Below are 13,884 nucleotides of genomic sequence, written 5' to 3' on the forward strand. Positions count from 1 at the left end.
CGCGATTTCTCCCCAGGCTCAAGCAGCTCCCTGGCGTGGATTGCAACTCCATGCCCAAGACTCCCGCGTCGCGAATTTGCTCGCGACGCGGGACCCTCATTCCTGACGGAGGACATCGATGTTCGGCGACTATTCGCTTGGTGATCTTGGCTCCATCTTCGTCATGCAGGGTTTTGCAGGACTGATCCTGTTCTCCGTCTACGTGCTGATGGCGCTCGGTCTTGCGATCATCTTCGGCCAGATGGGCGTCATCAACATGGCCCATGGCGAGTTCATGATCCTCGGCGCCTACGTCACCTGGATGACCTCCAATCTGTTCCAGACCTACATGCCGAGCCTGTTCGGCGGTTACTTCTTCCTCGCCATGATCCTCGCCTTCCTCGCCTCGGGTGCGCTGGGAATGCTGGTGGAATGGGCTTTGATACGGCACCTCTACAAGCGCCCGCTCGACACGCTGCTCGCGACCTGGGGCCTCAGCCTGATGCTGCAGCAGGCCTACCGCTCCGTGTTCGGTGCGCGCGAGGTCGGCGTCGAGCTGCCGCAATGGATGCTCGGCTCGTTGCAAGTGACCAGCAGCATCGAGGTGCCGATCAACGGCGTCTTCGTGATGTGCCTGACCGTGCTGATCACCATTGGCGTTGCCTATGTGATGTACATGTCGCGCTGGGGCCGCCAGGTGCGCGCCGTCGTGCAGAACCGCATCATGGCCGGTGCGGTCGGTATCAACACCGAGAAGGTCGACCGCTACACGTTCGGCCTCGGCTGCGGCATCGCCGGCGTCGCCGGCAGCGCCTTCACCATGATCGGCTCGACCGGGCCGACCTCGGGCCAGCTCTACATCGTCGACACCTTCCTTGTCGTCGTGTTCGGCGGCGCCGCGAGCCTGCTCGGCACCATCGCTTCGGCCTTCTCGATCTCGCAGACGCAATCCACCCTCGAGTTCTTCATGTCGGGCTCGATGGCCAAGGTGCTGACGCTGCTCGCCGTTGTCGGAATCCTGATGCTGCGGCCGCAAGGGCTGTTCGCCCTCAAGGTCCGCAAGTGAGAATGTGAGGCTGATGCAATGACCGACAACAGGTTCTTCAATCGATCGGAGCTGATCGGGATTCTGGTGCTCGCCGTGTTCCTCGTGGTGGTGCTGCCGCTCACGCTCGATGTCTTCAGGCTCAACCTTGTCGCCAAATATCTGACCTATGCCTTCGTCGCGCTGGGGCTGGTGATCTGCTGGGGGTATGGCGGCATCTTGAGCCTCGGCCAGGGCGTGTTCTTCGGGCTCGGCGGCTACTGCATGGCGATGTTCCTCAAGCTCGAAGCATCGAGCGTGGAGAACACCAAGATCCAGTCGACACCAGGCATTCCCGATTTCATGGACTGGAATCAGATCACGGCGCTGCCGCTGTTCTGGAAGCCCTTTCACAGCCTTACCTTGACCATCGCAGCCATCATCCTGGTGCCCGGCATCTTTGCCCTGATCATCGGCACCGCGATGTTCAAGCGCCGCGTCGGCGGCACTTACTTCGCCATTATCACCCAGGCAGTCGCGGCCATCCTCACAATTCTGATCGTGGGACAGCAGGGCTACACCGGCGGCATCAACGGCATGACCGATCTGCGGACGCTGAAGGGTTGGGACATCAGGCCCGACCACGCCAAGATCGTGCTCTACTTCTTCGAGGTCGGCTGCCTGTTCGTCTGCATCATGATCGCGCAGTTCGTTCGGCACTCCAAGCTCGGGCGAATCCTGGTCGCGATGCGCGAAAAAGAGGACCGGGTCCGCTTCTCCGGCTACAGCGTCGCGAACTTCAAGATCTTCGCTTTCTGCATCGCAGCCGTGTTCGCCGCGATCGGTGGTGCCATGTTCGCACTCAATGTCGGCTTCATGTCACCGTCCTTTGTCGGCATCGTGCCTTCGATCGAAATGGTGATCTACACCGCGGTCGGTGGCCGACTCTCCATCCTCGGCGCGATCTATGGCACGCTGCTGGTCAATTTCGCGAAGACCAGTCTCTCGGAGACGTTCCCCGAATTGTGGCTGTTCGGCCTCGGTGGATTGTTCATTGCCGTGGTCCTCGCATTCCCGAACGGCCTTGCCGGGATCTGGGGCGACTATGTGCAGCCGCGCATCGATCGCCTGATCTCGTCGCGCAAACCGAAACCTGAAGGCTGGACCGACGGTTCGGTCGCCGACGGCGCCCCGGCGGAGTGAGGAGGTAGATCATGCTCATAGGACACCAGCCCAAGGAATTCCTGCTCGCGGTCGAAGCCCTGACTGTATCGTTCGACGGCTTCAAGGCGGTCAACGATCTCTCCTTCTACGTCGACGAAAACGAGATCCGCGTCATCATCGGGCCCAACGGTGCCGGCAAGACCACCGTGCTCGATCTGATTTGCGGCAAGACCAAAGCGACGTCGGGCTCGATCCAGTTCCGCGGCAAGGAGCTGACGCGGATGAAGGAGAACGAGATCGTCAAGACCGGGGTGGGGCGCAAATTCCAGAACCCGTCGATCTATGACGATCTCACCGTGTTCGAGAATCTGGAGATCTCCTATCCGCGCGGCCGCTCGGTGTTCGGTGCGCTGACCTTCACCCGCGACGCCGCCGTGCGCGACCGCGTGCACGAAGTCGCTGAAATGATCTTCCTGAAAGACAAGCTGAACATGAGCGCCGATCTTCTCAGCCATGGCCAGAAGCAGTGGCTCGAGATCGGCATGCTGCTGATCCAGGACCCCGACCTTCTGATGCTGGACGAGCCCGTCGCAGGCATGAGCGTCTCCGAGCGCGCCAAGACCGCCGAGCTCCTCAATCGCATCATCAAGAACCGTTCGGTGCTGGTGATCGAGCACGACATGAAGTTCGTCGAGGACATCGCCCACAAGGTCACCGTGCTGCATCAGGGCCAGATCCTCTCCGAGGGGACGATGGAGAAGGTGCAGAACGATCCCAAGGTCATTGAAGTTTATTTGGGGCATTGACGATGGCGAGCAACAGGCGAGCAAGTGCGGCGATCTCCGTCCACCTCTCCCATAGGGAGAGGTGGAATGGCGCAGCCATTCGGGTGAGGGGTTCCGCTCCCTCCTGGGACCTGCGCCCCCTCACCCGGCGCTCCGCGCCGACCTCTCCCCGGTGGGGAGAGGTGAAGAGTCACGGAGCCTAGGAGCACGACCATGCTGGCAATTTCAGATCTCCACGTCGCCTACGGCCAGAGCGAGGTTCTTCACGGGCTCAACGTCAAGGTCGCGCCCAACGAGATCGTCGCGATCATGGGCCGCAACGGCATGGGCAAGACCACGCTGATGAAATCGTTGATGGGCATCCTTCCGACGAAGAGCGGATCGGTGAACATGGACGGCGCGGAGCTGGTCGGCTTGCCCAGTTACGAGCGCGTCGCCAAGGGCCTCGCCTATGTGCCGCAGGGCCGCATGATCTTCTCCACCATGACGGTGAAGGAGAACATCGAGACCGGGCTCGTGGTCTCCGGTGGCTCCGAGGTGCCGAGCGACATCTATGAGCTGTTTCCGGTGCTGCTGGAGATGAAGGGCCGCCGCGGCGGCAATCTCTCCGGCGGGCAGCAACAGCAATTGGCGATCGCCCGCGCGCTCGCGACCAAGCCGAAGGTTCTGCTGCTGGACGAGCCCACCGAAGGCATCCAGCCGTCCATCATCAAGGAGATGGCGCGCACCCTGAAGCGCATCCGCGACGAAAAAGGGCTGTCGATCGTCGTATCCGAGCAGGTCCTGAGCTTCGCGCTCGATATCGCCGACCGCGTGCTGGTGATCGAGAACGGCGAAATCGTGCGCGACGATCCGCGCGACGCCGTCGATGCCGCGCAGGTCTCGAAATATCTGTCCGTCTAACCAACCGTAGTAAAAGGGGAGCATCTCGATGCCAGAGACACTGATCAAGGTCGATCTCACCAAGTCGGCCTATGAAAATGACATGGTGCACAACCGCTGGCACCCCGACATCCCGATCGTGGCCTGGGTCAATCCCGGCGACGATTTCATCATCGAGACCTATGACTGGACCGGCGGCTTCATCAAGAACAACGATTCCGCCGACGACGTGCGCGACATCGATCTGTCGATCGTGCACTTCCTCTCCGGCCCGATCGGCGTCAAGGGCGCCGAGCCCGGCGACCTCCTCGTCGTCGACCTGCTCGACGTCGGCCCGATGAAGGAGAGCCTCTGGGGCTTCAACGGCTTCTTCTCCAAGCAGAATGGCGGCGGCTTCCTCACCGACCACTTCCCGCTGGCGCAGAAATCGATCTGGGACATCAAGGGCCTCTACACCTCGTCGCGCCACGTGCCCGGCGTGAACTTCGCAGGGCTCATCCATCCCGGCCTGATCGGCTGTCTGCCAGATCCCAAGATGCTGGAGACCTGGAACAAGCGCGAGGCCGAGCTGATCTCGACCAACCCGACCCGCGTGCCCGGTCTGGCCAATCCGCCGTTCGCGGCGACCGCGCATGGCGGCCGTGCCAAGGGCGATGTGAAAGCCAAGATCGGTGCGGAAGGCGCGCGCACCGTGCCGCCGCGGGAACACGGCGGCAATTGCGACATCAAGGATCTCTCGCGCGGCTCGAAGATTTACTTCCCGGTCTATGTGCCGGGCGCGGGTCTGTCGATGGGCGACCTGCACTTCAGCCAGGGCGACGGTGAGATCACCTTCTGCGGCGCGATAGAAATGGCCGGCTGGCTGCATCTGAAGGTCGAGGTCATCAAGGACGGCATGTCGAAGTACGGGATCAAGAACCCGATCTTCAAGCCGTCGCCGATCACGCCGAACTACAAGGACTATCTGATCTTCGAGGGCATCTCGGTCGACGAGGCCGGCAAGCAGCATTATCTCGACGTTCATATCGCCTATCGCCAGGCGTGCTTGAACGCAATCGAGTACCTGAAGAAGTTCGGCTACTCCGGAGCCCAGGCCTATTCGATCCTCGGCACCGCGCCGTGTCAGGGCCACATCTCCGGTGTGGTCGACGTTCCCAATGCCTGCGCCACGCTGTGGCTGCCGACGGAGATCTTCGACTTCGATGTGATGCCGTCGGCGGCGGGGCCGATCAAGCACATCACCGGCGACATCCAGATGCCGATCTCACCGGACAAATGACGTAGCGCTCCCTCTCCCCGTTCTTACGGGGAGGGGGAGCGGTGAGGGGCCTCTCTCCACACGTGAGGTGGTCGCGGCTCCTGTACCCCCTCACCCGGACCGAACGCGAAGGGAGACAAGATGCCGGTCTATGAATATCTCTGTGACGATTGCGGTCCGTTCAAGGATCTGCGCCCGATGGCGGAATGCGACGATCCGCAAAACTGTCCGCATTGCGAGGCATCGGCGCCGCGCGTGATCCTGACCGCGCCCAACTTCTTCTGCATGCCGGCGGACAAGCGCAAGGCGCACGCCGTCAACGAGCGCAGCACGCACGCGCCGCAGACGCTGGCGCAATACAAGGCCTCGCATGGCCCGGGTTGCGGCTGCTGCTCGTCGGGCAAGACCATGAGGGACAAGGACGCGACGGAGAAGAAGAAGCCGGCGCGGCTGGTGACCAAGACCAAGAGCGGCGCAAAGGGTTTTCCGACGGCGCGGCCCTGGATGATCAGCCACTAACGATCGCCTGACCGGCGGCAATCTCAAACAAGAAGAGACAGGAGCGTCCACCATGCTTCACGGCGATATTTCCTCAAGCAACGACACCGTCGGCGTCGCGGTCGTCAACTACAAGATGCCCCGCCTGCACACCAAGGCGGAGGTGCTCGACAACGCCCGCAAGATCGCCGACATGCTGGTCGGAATGAAGGCCGGCCTGCCCGGCATGGATCTCGTGATCTTCCCGGAATATTCCACGCAAGGCATCATGTACGACTCCAAGGAGATGTACGAGACGGCCTCTGCCGTGCCCGGTGAGGAGACCGCGATTTTCGCCGAAGCCTGCCGCAAGGCGAAAGTGTGGGGCGTGTTCTCGCTCACAGGCGAGCGCCACGAAGAACATCCGCACAAGGCGCCCTACAACACGCTGATCCTGATGAACGACAAGGGCGAGATCGTTCAGAAATATCGCAAGATCATGCCTTGGGTCCCGATCGAGGGCTGGTATCCGGGCAATTGCACCTACGTCTCCGAAGGCCCGAAGGGGATGAAGGTCAGCCTGATCATCTGCGACGACGGCAATTTCCCGGAGATCTGGCGCGACTGCGCCATGAAGGGCGCCGAACTGATCGTACGCTGCCAGGGCTACATGTATCCGGCCAAAGAGCAGCAGGTCCTGATTTCCAAGGCGATGGCGTGGGCCAACAACGTCTATGTCGCGGTCGCCAATGCCGCCGGTTTCGACGGTGTCTATTCCTATTTCGGCCACTCCGCGATCATCGGTTTCGACGGCCGTACGCTCGGCGAATGCGGCGAGGAGGAGTACGGCATCCAGTACGCCCAGCTGTCGAAACATCTGATCCGTGACGCGCGCCGCAACGGCCAGTCGCAGAACCATCTCTACAAGCTGGTCCATCGCGGCTACACCGGGATGATCAATTCCGGAGAGAGCCCGCGCGGCGTTGCGGCCTGCCCCTATGATTTCTACAAGAACTGGATCGCCGATCCCGAAGGCACACGCGATATGGTCGAGGCCATGACGCGCTCCACCGCGGGCACGGCCGAATGTCCGATCGACGGCATCCCGAACGAGGCCGCACCGAGCAATTACTAGGGCTTGGTCGCTGCTGCGAGGCCGTGAGGTCGCGCAAGAGCATGCAGGGGTATGCAAGGCTATGAATGGCCGTCCATATGGTTGGCCATTTTGTCGCGGCATCGCATGCACGAATTGCGCGTCCGTCGTGTCAAAACGTGTCGCGACGGCAACATCAGTTGCTGATTCAGCCTATGTCGCCGACTCCGTGGTTCCACGGACAAGCCTGGTCACCTAATTTGCCGGCGGCGCCGCTACGAGCGGCGGACTGAGGGCATTTGGGTGGGAATTTGGTCGCCATCGAGCGCGCGGGTCGGGCTACGAGTTGGCGCGACCGTGACGTTTTTTGCCGCTGTCGTTGCCAGCCTGACCCTCCTGGTGACATCGGCGCGCGCGGACTGTCAGCCCGACGCTGCCGTGAGCGGCCAGACCGTCACCTGTCGCGGTACCGATTCCAACGGCTTTGCGGCCGGCGGCGGCGTCAACGGCCTGACCGTCAACGTCCTGCCCGGCGCGACCGTCAACGACAATGGCGCCAGCGCGATCGGCATCAACGATTCCAGCACCGTCACCAATGCCGGTGCGCTGTCGGTCGGCGGTTCGCGCACCGGCATTTTCGCCGGTCAGAACGACACGATCACCAACGCCGCGACCGGCACCATCACCGGTGTCGACAGTTCGATCGGGATTTACGCCGCCGGCGGGGCCACGATCGTCAACGCGGGCGCGATCACGGTCGGCAATTCCTCCGGCTTTACGGGCGGCATCATCACCATCAACGCCAGCAACAACGTCACCAATGCGGCGACCGGGACGATCTCGGTCGGGCAGGACGCAGCCGCCATTTTCATGCAGGGGCAATTCCAGACCGCGAGCAATCTCGGCACCATCTCTGCGGGGAATAACGGGGCCGGCATCGTCGTGCAGGGCAACGATGCCCAGATCACCAATGGCGGTTCGATCACGACCGGCGACAACGGGTCCGCGGGCATTTCTGCGCAGGGCCAGCGGATTGCCGTGAACCAGAACGGAACGATCAGCGTCGGGCTGGGCGGACTAGGTGTCTCGGTGGCCAGCTTCTCCTCCATGATCATCAACACCGGCCGGATCACAGGCGGCGAATCCGCACAAGGTCTGTTCGTGTTCGGTGATGGCAATGCCATCCTCAATAGCGGCACGATCAGTGTTGGTGCGTCGGGCGCGGGCATCGCCGTGAACACGCTGAGCACGACGAACCAGATCCTCAACACGGGGACGATCACCGTCGGACCGGGCGGCGTTGGCATCAGCCTCACCAACGACGGCACTGTCTTCAACGCGGGGACGATCAATGCCGGTGCGCTGGGCGCCGTGGCGATCGACCTCTGCAGTTGCGGTTCGAGCAGTCTCACACTCGCTCCCGGCAGCGTCATCATCGGCAAGGTGGTGGCCTCCAGCGGCGATCTGTTCCAACTCGGCGGCACCGGCAAGGATACGTTCAACCTCGACCTGATCGGCACTGGTCTGCAGTATGACGGCTTCTCGATCTTCAACAAGATCGACAGCTCGACATGGACCGTCACGGGCACAGGCCATCAGGATTGGAACGTGCTGGGCGGCGCGCTCATTCTCGCTGGTAACATCAACGGCAGTGTAAACGTTGCGACCGGCGGTACGTTCAGTGGTGTCGGCCATGTCAACGGGATCAACGTCAATGGCGGGACAGTGGCGCCCGGCAGTCCGACGGGGACGCTCGACGTCAACGGCAATCTCACCTTGACGACGGCGTCGACATACATGGTGCAGGTATCGGGTAGCGGCAATGGTATCGCCGTTGTCACCGGGATATCGGCGCTCAATGGCGCGACTGTCCTGGTGGTGCCGGTCGGTACGATCTCCAATCATTACAAGATCCTGACGGCGGGAACGTTGCCCGACACGTTCAATCCGGTCGTGACCGGTCTGTCGCCGAACCTGCACTCGACGCTGAGCTACGATCCCAACAACGCGTATCTCGATCTCGTTCTCGGCTACGGCGGCGGCCTCAACATCAACCAGCGGAACGTCGCCAACGTCCTGACCCGCATCTTCAACAATGGTGGTAACCTGCCCGTGGCGATGGCGAACCTGACGCCCCAGGGTTTGGGCCAGGCGTCGGGTGAATCCGCAACGGGATTGCAACAGACGACGTTCAACGCGATGAACCTGTTCATGAGCCTGTTGACCGACGTCTTCGGCTCCGAACGCAGTGGCACAGCGGTTACGACGCCTTATGCCGACGAGACCAGCGCGACTGCCCATGCGTCGGGCAAGCGTCCCACCGAAGCCTTCGCGTCGATTGAACGCAAGGCGCCGCCGCCAGCCTTCGAGCAGCGCTGGGACGTCTGGGCGGCCGGCTACGGCGGCTCGCAGACCACGGCCGGTCGTGCGGCACTTGGCTCGAACAACACCAACAGCAGCCTTTACGGTAGCGCGGCCGGTCTTGACTATCACGTCTCGCCGTCGACATCAGCGGGTTTCGCGCTCGCCGGCGGCGGCACGGGCTTCGGCGTCAACGGACTGGGTTGGGGCCGTTCGGACCTGTTCCAGGCCGGTGCTTTCGTTCGTCACAACGCCGGGCCCGCCTATATCACCGCGGCGCTGGCCTATGGCTGGCAGGATGTCACGACGAACCGCATCGTTACCGTGGCCGGCAGCGATCAGCTGAGGGCGCAGTTCAACGCCAACGCTGTTTCGGGCCGCATTGAAGGCGGCTATCGCCAGGCGACGCCATGGATCGGGCTGACGCCTTATGCCGCGCTGCAGGCGACGATGTTCAGTCTGCCGAACTATTCGGAATTCGCCGTAGTCGGCAACAACAATTTTGCGCTCAACTATGCGGCCAAGGACGTAACCAGCACGCGCACCGAGTTCGGCCTGCGGGCTGACACATCATTTGCGGCTGCCGGCGGCGTGGTGACGCTGCGCGGCCGCGGCGCCTGGGCCCATGATTTCAACCCGGATCGCACGATCGGTGCGGTGTTTCAGGCGCTGCCGGGTTCGGCCTTCGTCGTGAACGGCGCCGCGCTGTCGCGCGATGCCGCGTTGACGACGGCCGCCGTGCAAATGAATTGGCTGAACGGCTGGTCCGCGTCGGCGACCTTCGAGGGCGAGTTCTCGAACGTCACGCGCTCCTACGCCGGCAAGGGCGTCGTGCGTTACACCTGGTAGGTTCTACCGTTTCTGCTGCGCCGGCTTGCGCGGCGGACGCGGGGCGGCGGCGGTGGGTGCGGACGCTCCGCTCATCTTGTTGGCGGCTTCGCTGACATCGAGCAGCGAGCGGCGCGTCTCCTCGAGGAAGTTTGCCGATTTCTTCTTCATGGTGTCGGCGAGCTCGTGCAGTCCCTTCACCTTCTCGAACAGTTCGTCGGCTTTGCCGTCGACGAAGCCCGGCACCACACCCTCGATCTTCGTGACCGCCTTGTCGAAGCCGGCAAATGCATCGTTCACCTTGAGCATCACCGCGTCGATCTCGTCACCCTTGTGGCTGAGATCGCCGGTGTAATTCTCGAACGTGCGCAGACCCTCCTTGATCGCCGGTGCGTTGCTGACGATCGTGCGATCGACGCCGTGCAGCGTATCGACGATGGACTCGGCATCGCTGAGGTCGGCGGTCAACACGGGGATGCCATCCGAATCCAGCGGCACCGGCGGCGCGGAGGGGGCGCCGCCGATCAGCGAGACTGCGGCGATCCCGGTAAGCCCCTGGAATTCGATGCCGGCCACCGTGTCCTTGCGAAGCGGCGCGGCGTTGTCGATCGACACCAGCGCCACAACCTTGCGCGGACTCTCCAGTTTGATCGACAGGATCTGGCCGGCGGGCACGCCGTCGAAATTAACCGGACCGCCGCGACGCAGACCGCTTGCGGAACCGCCTTCGAACACGACGCGCAACTGGCTGCGGCTCTGGCTGGCGCGCCATTTCTGCACGCCAAGCAAGCCGCCGAACGCGACGGCAATGACCGTCAGCGTCGCCGTTCCAATCACCAGATTGCTCGCGCGTGCCATGAAGTCGAGTCTACGGCCAATGCTTCGAAGTTGGAAGGAGGCAGTCATGGTACGCAGGGCGGGTTAGCGAAGCGTAACCCGCCATTGCTTGGCGCCTTTGTCCCTGGAAGCGGCGGATTACGCTGCGCTAATCCGCCCTACGCGACATCAATGCCCGGCAGCGCGCTTGGCCGCGGCATTGTTCAGTACGATCAGCGCATCGACAGCGACGCCCGTCCTGGTGTTGATCAGGAAAGGATTGACGTCGATCGAGGCGATCCGGTCGCCGGCATCGGCGATCAGGTTGGACAGGCCAACCAGCGCTTTCACGGCGGAAGCCTCGTGCAAGGCCGGCTTGCCGCGATAGCCGCGCATCTTGATGCCGGCCTTGGTGCGGCCGATCAGGAGCCGCGCCTCGGCCTCGTCCAGCGGTGCGCCGGCAAGCGCCACGTCCTTCATCAGCTCGATGTCGATCCCGCCTGTTCCGAACAGCACGACGGGTCCCATCTCGGCGTCCAGCGAGGCACCGACCACGAGCTCGAGATCCGCCTTGACCTGCTGCGCGATCAGGATGCCATCGAGATCAGGCTTGCCCTTCAGCTTCTTCACGCGGGCCGTGATGTCGGAAAATGCCTTCTTCACCTCAGCTGTGCTGTTGAGATTCAGCACCACGCCGCCGATGTCGGATTTGTGCAGGATATCGGCGCTGACGACCTTCGCGACCACGGGAAAGCCGATCTGCTTGGCGATCCTGGCGGCTTCCGCAGCCGTCCGGGCGATTCCCTCTTTCGAGACCGGGATGCCGTAGGCCTTGAGCAGCTTCTTCGAGGCGACTTCGTCGAGCGCGGCGCCGCTTGCCGACTTCAAAGCCTTCTCCAGCACGGCGCGCGCGGCCGGCTTCGAGCTCGAGACGATGTCGGGCACCTCCTTGCGCAGCTTCGAATAAGCGAGCAGCGACTTGATTGCGGTCACCGCGCGGTCCATGCCCTGCATCACCGCGAGATGCGGCAACGATTTGCGCAAGCCCTTGGTGAACTCGGTGAAGCCGATCGACATCGCGCTGACATAGATCACCGGCTTTGACCCCTGGCGCGCCATCTCGTCGACGATGCGCAAATTGCGCTCGCGCAGCTCATGCGGTGCCTTTGGAAATTCGGCATCGATGATGACGATGTCGATGTCGGGATCGTCAATCATCAGCTTGATCGACTTCATGTAGACGGACGGATCGACCACCGCCGCGAAGCCGGCATCGAGCGGATTGCCGACGATCGAGCCCGGTCCGAGCATCTTCCCCAGCTCGCGGCTGACATGCGGGCTGAGCGGCGCAAAATTCAGGCCTTGCGCATGGAAGGCATCGATCAGCATGCCGCGCTTGCCGCCCGATAGCGTCACCGCCGCAAGCCGGTCGCCCTTGGGTACGGCGGCATGGACGAAGCATTCGGTGGTCTCGATCAACTCGTCGAGCCCGGCCACGCGGATCACCCCCTCGCGCGTTGCGATCGCGTCGAAGGTCTCGATCGAGCCCGCGAGTGCGCCGGTGTGTGCCATCGCGGCGGCCCGACCACCCTCCGACGATCCGAGCTTGAGCGCGATCACCGGCTTGCTTGCGGCCCGTGCGGCCTTGCAGGCGTCGCGGAACGCCTTGGTGTTGCGCACGCCTTCGAGATAGACCACGATCACCTTGACGCTCGGATCCTCGGCGAAATAGCGCATCAGGTCCGGCGTCTCGAGCCCGGCCTCGTTGCCTGTTGTCACCATATAGCCGACGCCAACGCCGCGATCCTCCAGCGCTTGGCGGATCGCCATGACGATGGCGCCGGATTGCCCGGCGATCGCCACCTCGCCCTGTTCCATGGTGACCGCGCGGTCGTCGATATTGGTGAAGAGCTTTTCGCCGGCGCTCAGATTGCCAAGGCAGTTCGGGCCGGTGACGGCGAGTCCCGTTTCGCGCACGGCCTGTTGCAGTTCGGCGGCGAGCTTCTGGCTTTCCGCGTCCTGCAGCTCGCTGAAGCCTGAGGTGACGATGGTGGCCGACCGCGCACCGGCCGCGGCCGCGTCGCGGATCACCTGCACGGCAAAGCGCGCGGGCACCAGAACCAGAACATGATCGGGCTTTTCAGGGAGGCTTGCGAAATCCTTGTAACAGGGCACGCCCCAGATGGTCTCGCGCTTGGCGTTGACAGGATAGAGCCCGCCCTCGAAGCCGTATTTGACCAGATTGTTCCAGATACGCTCTGCGTAGTTGCCCGGCTTGTCGGTCGCGCCCACCAGCACGATGTTGCGCGGATGCAGCATGGCGTGGATGCCCTTGACGACATCGCCCGCATCGCGAGACGGCGACCATGGGCGGACAGGAACCGACGTGGTTGAGACCTGAGCTTCCATGGGTGACCTCACCTGTTGTTCTTCTTGGCAACGCGTCGCCCGATCGTATGGCGAGTTGCGCGGAGTGGCAACCAGCGGGGCTGCATGCCGCATGGCGGAATGCGCAAGCGGATCAGAAGCGAAGCCTTCAATCGCGGGCCGTGGCTATTTGCGATTTCCGATCAAGGTGGCATGCAGAAGGTAACGTTCGGGACCGGACGTGACGGCGTCGAACGGCCAGCAAGTCGCAAGCACAAGCTCGAAATGCGTAGCTGCGGGATCGATGCCTGACGCGTCGAAGCGGACAATCGTGGAGGAATCCGCGCGATAGCGAAAACGTCTGCCGTCATTGCGGGTGACATCGATGATGTCGCCAATGGCGACATTCCGCAGGAAGCGAAAATGGGTATCGCGATGCGCCGCATAAACCGCGACGCCGCGCTCGCCGGCCTGCACCGTTTGATCGAGATGACCGGGTCCGAAGGCAAGGGCCTGGCCGCTGGTGCCGGCGAGGACGATAGCGCTGGCACCGATCCGCTTCACCTCGATCCGTGCCACCGGCCAGGTATCGGCCCAGGACCATGGCTTGACGGGTTGGCCGGTCGCTATGCTCCTGTCGAAGGCGCGCTCCAGCAGCGCCTGCGCGAGCCATGCCTTGGCGTGGATGTAGGCGCCGTCGCCGAACAGGATGACGCCGATCAGCGCGAGCGCCAGGGGCGAGATGAGGCGAGGCATTGGTTCCACCAATGACGAGACGAAAAATGCGCGCGCGGCCGTTGATACGGGACGGGCAGCCGCGCGCGCCAAGGAAGAGGAGTTCGGGGTGCTC

11 protein-coding genes are annotated in these 13,884 nt (G+C 62.9%); 8 read left to right on the forward strand and 3 right to left on the reverse strand.

Annotation, left to right across the window (positions count from 1 at the left end):
- Positions 1–118 precede the first annotated feature (118 nt).
- The 8 genes from urtB (at position 119) to JQ621_RS32770 (ending at position 9,872) form a co-directional block, all read left to right on the forward strand.
- Complete coding sequence (gene urtB / locus JQ621_RS32735) at positions 119–1,045, forward strand: urea ABC transporter permease subunit UrtB (protein WP_212241138.1); 927 nt, start codon at positions 119–121, stop codon at positions 1,043–1,045.
- An 18-nt stretch (positions 1,046–1,063) separates the two neighbouring features.
- On the forward strand, positions 1,064–2,206 hold the full coding sequence (gene urtC, locus JQ621_RS32740) for an urea ABC transporter permease subunit UrtC (protein WP_212241140.1): 1,143 nt from the start codon (positions 1,064–1,066) through the stop codon (positions 2,204–2,206).
- Positions 2,207–2,217: 11 nt separating this feature from the next.
- The gene (urtD, locus tag JQ621_RS32745; protein WP_212241142.1) at positions 2,218–2,973 is read left to right on the forward strand and encodes an urea ABC transporter ATP-binding protein UrtD; all 756 of its coding nucleotides are present in this window, start codon (positions 2,218–2,220) and stop codon (positions 2,971–2,973) included.
- Between the two features lie 192 nt (positions 2,974–3,165).
- Complete coding sequence (gene urtE, locus JQ621_RS32750) at positions 3,166–3,855, forward strand: urea ABC transporter ATP-binding subunit UrtE (RefSeq protein WP_212241144.1); 690 nt, start codon at positions 3,166–3,168, stop codon at positions 3,853–3,855.
- A gap of 28 nt (positions 3,856–3,883) precedes the next feature.
- A complete protein-coding gene (gene fmdA, locus JQ621_RS32755) occupies positions 3,884–5,113 on the forward strand; it encodes a formamidase (RefSeq protein ID WP_018316778.1) in 1,230 nt (409 codons plus the stop codon).
- A 120-nt stretch (positions 5,114–5,233) separates the two neighbouring features.
- Entirely contained in the window at positions 5,234–5,611 is a 378-nt protein-coding gene (locus JQ621_RS32760) for an FmdB family zinc ribbon protein (protein ID WP_212241146.1), read from the forward strand.
- A gap of 52 nt (positions 5,612–5,663) precedes the next feature.
- Complete coding sequence (locus JQ621_RS32765; protein ID WP_212241148.1) at positions 5,664–6,704, forward strand: aliphatic amidase; 1,041 nt, start codon at positions 5,664–5,666, stop codon at positions 6,702–6,704.
- Positions 6,705–7,019: 315 nt separating this feature from the next.
- Positions 7,020–9,872, forward strand: a complete 2,853-nt coding sequence (locus JQ621_RS32770) for an autotransporter outer membrane beta-barrel domain-containing protein (RefSeq protein ID WP_312015469.1) — start codon at positions 7,020–7,022, stop codon at positions 9,870–9,872.
- A gap of 3 nt (positions 9,873–9,875) precedes the next feature.
- Here the strand turns inward: JQ621_RS32770 and JQ621_RS32775 are convergent, their stop codons facing one another.
- The 3 genes from JQ621_RS32775 to JQ621_RS32785 form a co-directional block, all read right to left on the reverse strand.
- Positions 9,876–10,709, reverse strand: a complete 834-nt coding sequence (locus JQ621_RS32775; RefSeq protein WP_212241151.1) for an MlaD family protein — start codon at positions 10,707–10,709, stop codon at positions 9,876–9,878.
- 147 nt (positions 10,710–10,856) lie between these two features.
- Complete coding sequence (locus JQ621_RS32780) at positions 10,857–13,076, reverse strand: acetate--CoA ligase family protein (RefSeq protein ID WP_212241152.1); 2,220 nt, start codon at positions 13,074–13,076, stop codon at positions 10,857–10,859.
- A 144-nt stretch (positions 13,077–13,220) separates the two neighbouring features.
- The gene (locus tag JQ621_RS32785; protein WP_212241153.1) at positions 13,221–13,790 is read right to left on the reverse strand and encodes a class GN sortase; all 570 of its coding nucleotides are present in this window, start codon (positions 13,788–13,790) and stop codon (positions 13,221–13,223) included.
- Positions 13,791–13,884: the final 94 nt, after the last annotated feature.

The sequence above is a fragment of the Bradyrhizobium manausense genome (assembly GCF_018129685.1).
GTDB lineage: Bacteria > Pseudomonadota > Alphaproteobacteria > Rhizobiales > Xanthobacteraceae > Bradyrhizobium > Bradyrhizobium manausense_D.

Excerpts from the sequence above, each read along its gene's own strand:
- urtE (WP_212241144.1), top strand. The coding sequence starts at position 3,166 with ATGCTGGCAATTTCAGATCTCCACGTCGCCTACGGCCAGAGCGAGGTT.
- JQ621_RS32775 (WP_212241151.1), bottom strand. The coding sequence starts at position 10,709 with ATGGCACGCGCGAGCAATCTGGTGATTGGAACGGCGACGCTGACGGTC.
- urtB (WP_212241138.1), top strand. The coding sequence starts at position 119 with ATGTTCGGCGACTATTCGCTTGGTGATCTTGGCTCCATCTTCGTCATG.
- urtD (WP_212241142.1), top strand. The coding sequence starts at position 2,218 with ATGCTCATAGGACACCAGCCCAAGGAATTCCTGCTCGCGGTCGAAGCC.
- fmdA (WP_018316778.1), top strand. The coding sequence starts at position 3,884 with ATGCCAGAGACACTGATCAAGGTCGATCTCACCAAGTCGGCCTATGAA.
- JQ621_RS32760 (WP_212241146.1), top strand. The coding sequence starts at position 5,234 with ATGCCGGTCTATGAATATCTCTGTGACGATTGCGGTCCGTTCAAGGAT.
- JQ621_RS32785 (WP_212241153.1), bottom strand. The coding sequence starts at position 13,790 with ATGCCTCGCCTCATCTCGCCCCTGGCGCTCGCGCTGATCGGCGTCATC.
- JQ621_RS32780 (WP_212241152.1), bottom strand. The coding sequence starts at position 13,076 with ATGGAAGCTCAGGTCTCAACCACGTCGGTTCCTGTCCGCCCATGGTCG.
- JQ621_RS32765 (WP_212241148.1), top strand. The coding sequence starts at position 5,664 with ATGCTTCACGGCGATATTTCCTCAAGCAACGACACCGTCGGCGTCGCG.
- urtC (WP_212241140.1), top strand. The coding sequence starts at position 1,064 with ATGACCGACAACAGGTTCTTCAATCGATCGGAGCTGATCGGGATTCTG.